This window comes from Priestia flexa NBRC 15715, assembly GCF_001591565.1.
Taxonomy (GTDB): domain Bacteria; phylum Bacillota; class Bacilli; order Bacillales; family Bacillaceae_H; genus Priestia; species Priestia flexa.
In genome coordinates, this window is sequence record NZ_BCVD01000175.1 from 1 (window position 1) to 5,800 (window position 5,800).

General features: G+C 39.0%; 4 protein-coding genes. All 4 read right to left on the reverse strand.

From position 1 onward, the window contains the following. Positions 1-19: 19 nt before the first annotated feature. Complete coding sequence (gene putP, locus BFL01S_RS18670; protein ID WP_061786616.1) at positions 20-1,483, reverse strand: sodium/proline symporter PutP; 1,464 nt, start codon at positions 1,481-1,483, stop codon at positions 20-22. Between the two features lie 121 nt (positions 1,484-1,604). Beyond that, positions 1,605-3,173: an L-glutamate gamma-semialdehyde dehydrogenase gene (pruA, locus tag BFL01S_RS18675; protein WP_061786617.1), complete on the reverse strand. Its 1,569-nt coding sequence runs from the start codon at positions 3,171-3,173 to the stop codon at positions 1,605-1,607. A 24-nt stretch (positions 3,174-3,197) separates the two neighbouring features. Then, positions 3,198-4,112, reverse strand: coding sequence for a proline dehydrogenase family protein (locus BFL01S_RS18680; protein ID WP_025907011.1), 915 nt, complete (start codon positions 4,110-4,112; stop codon positions 3,198-3,200). A gap of 273 nt (positions 4,113-4,385) precedes the next feature. After that, positions 4,386-5,576 (reverse strand): PDZ domain-containing protein, encoded by a 1,191-nt coding sequence (locus BFL01S_RS18685; protein WP_025907012.1) that lies wholly within the window; start codon positions 5,574-5,576, stop codon positions 4,386-4,388. Between the last annotated feature and the right edge of the window lie 224 nt (positions 5,577-5,800).

A 5,800-nucleotide genomic window follows, 5' to 3' on the forward strand; every position in this document is an offset into this window, starting at 1 on the left:
TGTCTCAGTCTCTTTTTCGTTACGCTGATTGATTATATTCTTCAAACTCACTTTGCGTTTTCTCGTTCGGAGCAGGTGTTAATAAGCTTACTACTACAATTCCAACTAAGCTAATTAAGAAACCCGGAATCATTTCGTATAATAAATCCGATAATCCAGGGATTTTTGTCCATACAACAACCGTCACGGCACCAAGCACCATACCTGCTAGCGCTCCCCATTTGTTCATTCGCTTCCAATAAAGGCTCAATAAGATAACAGGGCCAAAAGCAGCTCCAAATCCAGCCCATGCATAGCCGACTAACGATAAGATTGTACCACTTTTATTAAATGCAATCATGACACCAATGATGGATACAAGAAGTACAAATCCACGTCCAATCAACATTAGTTCTTTATCACTTGCTGATCGGCGGAAAAATGTTTTGTACAAATCTTCTGTCAATGAGCTCGAAGTTACAAGAAGTTGTGATGAAATGGTACTCATTACGGCTGCTAATAATGCTGCTAATAAGAACCCTGTAATAATTGGGTGGAATAAAATTGTGCTTAACCCGATAAATACTGTTTCCGGGTCAGCAATTTCTAGACCTTGATTCGTGTAATAAGCTAAACCGACAAACCCTGTCAGCATGGCTCCAACGACTGAAACAAGCATCCAGCTCATTCCAATACGACGAGCAGGCTTGATTTCTTTTACAGATGAGATAGCCATAAATCGCACGATAATATGTGGTTGGCCAAAATAACCTAACCCCCAGGCAAACAGCGAGATGATACCTAAGAAGCTTGTGCCACTAAAAATATTGAATAAGTCCGTATCAATGTTTCGAACCTCACTCATTGCCGGACCAAATCCACCCATCTGTGTAAGAACTACAACTGGCACAAGGATTAAAGCAACAAACATTATAATTCCTTGAACGAAATCGGTCCAACTAACGGCTAAAAAGCCACCAAACAATGTATAAGCTACGACTACTCCAGCTACAACCCATAAGCCTATCTCGTAGTCTAGATTCAGCGTTGTTTCAAAAAGAACGCCTCCTGATACGATTCCTGATGAAACGTAAAAAGTAAAAAATAGAATAATAACAATAGCCGAAATCATACGTAGCATTTTGGAATCATCGTTAAAGCGATTTTCTAAAAACGCTGGAATGGTCATTGAATTATTAGCCACTTCTGTATACTTACGAAGACGAGGTGCAACAAAAAGCCAGTTAGCATATGCACCTAACGTAAGCCCAATTACAATCCACGAAGCGCTTACCCCCTGAACAAACATAGCACCAGGCAACCCCATCATCAACCATCCACTCATATCTGAAGCTCCTGCACTTAAAGCCGTTACGCCTGGGCCTAGCGAGCGTCCTCCCAATACATAGTCTGATAGATTAGAAGTCCTTCGGTACGCATAATAACCAATTAACAACATACCGATCATGTATACCACAATGGAACTTAACAGCTGAATCTCCATCAAATCTCTCCTCTCAAATTTGCATAGAAATAATATACTAGATTTTAATTCAGAAGTAACCAAAAATTTTATGATAAAAAAATAATCAGAAAGGGCACAGTGCCCCTCTGATTAAATCCATTTAAATCTTTCTAGCTGTCATTTTCCCTTGTGTAAATAGAAGTAGATAGTCATAGCCACCCGCTTTAGAGTCCGTTCCTGACATATTGAAACCACCAAAAGGATGTACTCCTACCAACGCACCCGTACATTTTTTGTTAATGTACAAGTTTCCGCAGTGCATTTCATTTAGAGCAGTCGAAATACGATTCTCATCGCGAGAGAAGAATCCGCCCGTTAACCCGTAATCTGTATCGTTATAAATCTCAATTGCTTCTTTCCAGTCAGCTGCTTTTGCCATCGCAAGAACAGGCCCAAAGATTTCTTCTTTCATGATGCGTGCCTGCGGACTCACATCTCCAAATACAGTTGGTTCGATATAGAAGCCATTCCCTTCAGCCGGACCACCGCCTGTTAGAAGCGTTCCTTCACCTTTTCCAGTCTCAATATACGACAAGATTTTATTGTATGCTTTTTGATCAATTACTGGACCCACTGCATGATTTTCTTCCGGCAGTCCAATGCTAAGCTTTTTCGTACGTTCTACGACCTTTTCTACCACTTCATCATAAACAGATTCCACGATAATTGCACGAGAACCTGCTGAACACTTTTGTCCTTGGAAGCCGAATGCTGCTGCCACAATTCCATCAGCAGCTGCATCTAAATCAGCTGTTTCATCTACTACAATTCCATCTTTACCGCCCATTTCAGCAATAACACGCTTTAACCAAATCTGTCCAGACTGTACTTTAGACGCCCTTTCGTAAATACGACAACCAACTTCACGTGAACCCGTGAAGGAAACAAAGCGTGTTTTTGGGTGCTCAACCAAGTATTCGCCTACTTCAATACCATCTCCTGGCACAAAGTTTAAGACTCCTTCCGGTAATCCTACTTCTTTCATGAGCTCTACAAATTTAGCCGCAATAACCGGAGCTGAATCAGCTGGTTTTAAGATAACTGTGTTCCCCGATACAATTGCCGCTACGGTCGTTCCTGCCATAATTGCGAGTGGGAAATTAAATGGTGAGATGATCACCCCTACTCCAAGTGGAATATACGCCATTCGCGTCTTTTCACCATCTACAGGCGTTAATGGCTGATTAATGTGCGTCTCGCTAAGGCGAAGCATTTCTCTTGCATAAAACTCCATAAAATCAATTGCTTCTGCTGTATCTGCATCTGCCTCAGCCCAATTTTTCCCTACTTCATAAACGAGCATCGCAGAGAATTCATGCTTACGTTGACGCATCAAATCCGCTGCTTTAAATAAATAGTCCGCACGCTCAGACGGTGAAACGTTCTTCCACATTTCAAACGTTGTTAACGCTTGTTGCATTGCTTGCTCCGCTAAAGCCGTTGTTCCTTTGCTCACGCGCCCAATGACGTCATCTTTACTTCCAGGATTGATTGACACAATATAATCTCCTGTATCAATTGTTTCGCTACCAATTGAAATTGGGTAGGTTCCCCCTAGCTTACCCTTTACTTTTTCTAACGCTTTTTCCATCGCTACTTTATTTGCTTCAACTGTAAAATCAGTGAAAGGTTCATTTTTAAATACAGATGGTTTTGTTGTAATTGTCATATTCATCTACCCCTTTATGTGAAATTATTTTACAAAATTCTTTAATACAAACCATACATTCGCCGGGCGCTCAGCTAAACGGCGCATAAAGTACCCAAACCAATCTACACCGTACGGTACGTATACGCGCACCTTGTAACCTTCTTTAATAAGCTTATCTTGTAAATCAACACAAATACCGTACAGCATCTGAAATTCAAATTGATCCTTTGGAATATTCAGTTTTTTAACCAACTCTTTCGTATAGTCAATCATTGCCTCATCATGGCTTGCCACGGCTGTGTAGTTGCCGTTTTCTAAATGCATTTTAATAATTTCTTTAAGGTTTTCATCCACATCTTTTTTTGCTGGAAATGCTACTTCAGGTGACTCTTTATATGCCCCTTTTACTAAGCGTAAGTTTGCTTGATATTGATTTAGGTCTTTAATGTCTTGCTGCGTACGATATAGATATGCTTGAATCACAATTCCAACGTTATCATAGTCTTTTCGCAGCTCTTTATATATATCTAGTGACTGCTGACAATGAGCATAATCTTCCATATCAATTCGAACAAAAATCCCATGCATTTTGGCAACCTCAAGAATTTTGCGCATATTATCCATGCAGAGCTCTTTGCTAATATCTAAACCAAGAGATGTCATCTTCAATGATAAATTCGAATTAACATTTGAATGAGCAATCGCATGTAATGTTTGCACACACATATCGGTAGATTCAGCTGCTTCCTCTTTGGTATACACAAATTCTCCAAGGTGATCTAACGTTGCAACCTTACCTGCAGCGTTCAGCTCTCTACAAGTGTTAATAGCAGATTCAATTGAATCACCTGCCACAAATCTTGCCGCACCCATTCGTAGACCATACCTTTTTGCTAATTTATTCATTGAGTGATTTTTGCCTAACGATTGAAACATCGTTCTCATTAAAACCTCCATCAATACCAAGCCTCCTTCATTACATTAAGATTTAAAAAGATTCTTAACTTACTATATGTTCAGTATACTCTCCTTTCTACAATTTTGTAAACGCTTTCTATATATTTTTTGAACAAATTTGTTTATTTTTTATAAAATATACACTTTTGTTCAATTCGTAACTTGATTATATCTAACACAATAGGAATATACTAGAAAATTGTTAAGACATCTGCCATACTTTTTTTACAAAAAAAACCCTACTTCTTTTAATAAAGAAATAGGGTTTGTCACTTAAACAGCTTCCGATGTTAGCTGCTTGTAGTTATGAACGAATAAAATACCTAGCTCGTGATGTTCATTATCATACAAAGCGCGCTGAGCAAAGCGAACCTCGCCAGAATAATCAAGCACCTCTAATTTACAGAAAGCACGATTATTAACCTGAAGCGCTGCATAAAATTTAGCAACTTCTGATACAGGAACACCGTTTACTTTCGTAATTAACTCTCCAACTTGTAAGCCCATTTTTTCAGCGGGCGATCCTGGAATAATACCCAATATGATAACACCTTCTGATTTTTTTGTGAAAAATGGTGCAGCATTCTCATCTGCTAGACGTTGCTTCGTACTAATCCACTGTCTAACCACAATGGCGAGAGCCGCCACAACAAATGAAAATAGCGGAACAACTAATGTCACAAGCGCCACTAAGACCAAACCAACGCCTAAAAACAACACTCTTTTTCCAGTAAATGAAATCGATGCGCTTGGCAACATACTTTGAATGCGCTGGCTAAAACCTATAGCAAATGGAACAAAAAATAAGCTAAATGACGTTTGACCTACTGTAAGCACTGGCCACCAGCTGAAGGTAGATGTAATTGCATCACCAGGAACTAATAAAAACACAGGAACAACCCAAAGCTTTTGAGAAAAGTGAGCACCAATCTCTTGGCCTCTTTTGCTCTTAATGATAGCAGGAGAGGTTCCTTTTACGCCAAACTTCCAAATCAAATATCCTTCTGCTACTACTAGTAGCGCTAACAAAAACGTTAACGATGGTAAATTTGCATCCTTTAATTCAAGTGACCATGTATGAACAATCCCATCTCCAATTCCCACATTTGGAATAACTAGCGTAGCAAAAATGGTTACGCCCAATACATAAGCGGGCGATAACCACCGAAATGTCCACGGCCCACTCAAAAGAAAAGTAATCAAAGCAACAAACACAAGTGTTCCAATCGTTACGTATGTCCCTACTAAAACAGTGCAAATTGAAAGGATCACGCCAATAATAATGCCTGGAAAAAATAAATACTTCGCTTCTAAGATAAAATCAAATACCCGAACATGAAAGTTTTTTCGTTCACGCTTAACGCGTGCCAGACCAACAAAGAATGAAACCAGTAAAAATAAATAGGTGAGCGGATGTATAAAAAGCTTTCCCGCTCCTTTTAGGATTTCTATTACAACTTCCATCTTTCCACCGCCTACTACTCCCTCAACTTCTTATTTTTTATTTATCACCGCAGATTTGTATGTATAACCAGTAATTTCATTTTAACAAAGTATGATAACAACCGCCAATGTTGTTTTTTTCTAAAAAATAGTCCTCCAAGTACTATAAGAAAAGGAACAAATCATTCATATTTGTATGTTAACTGTCCGTTATACACATATGTGTTCAATTCTATTTACCAAAA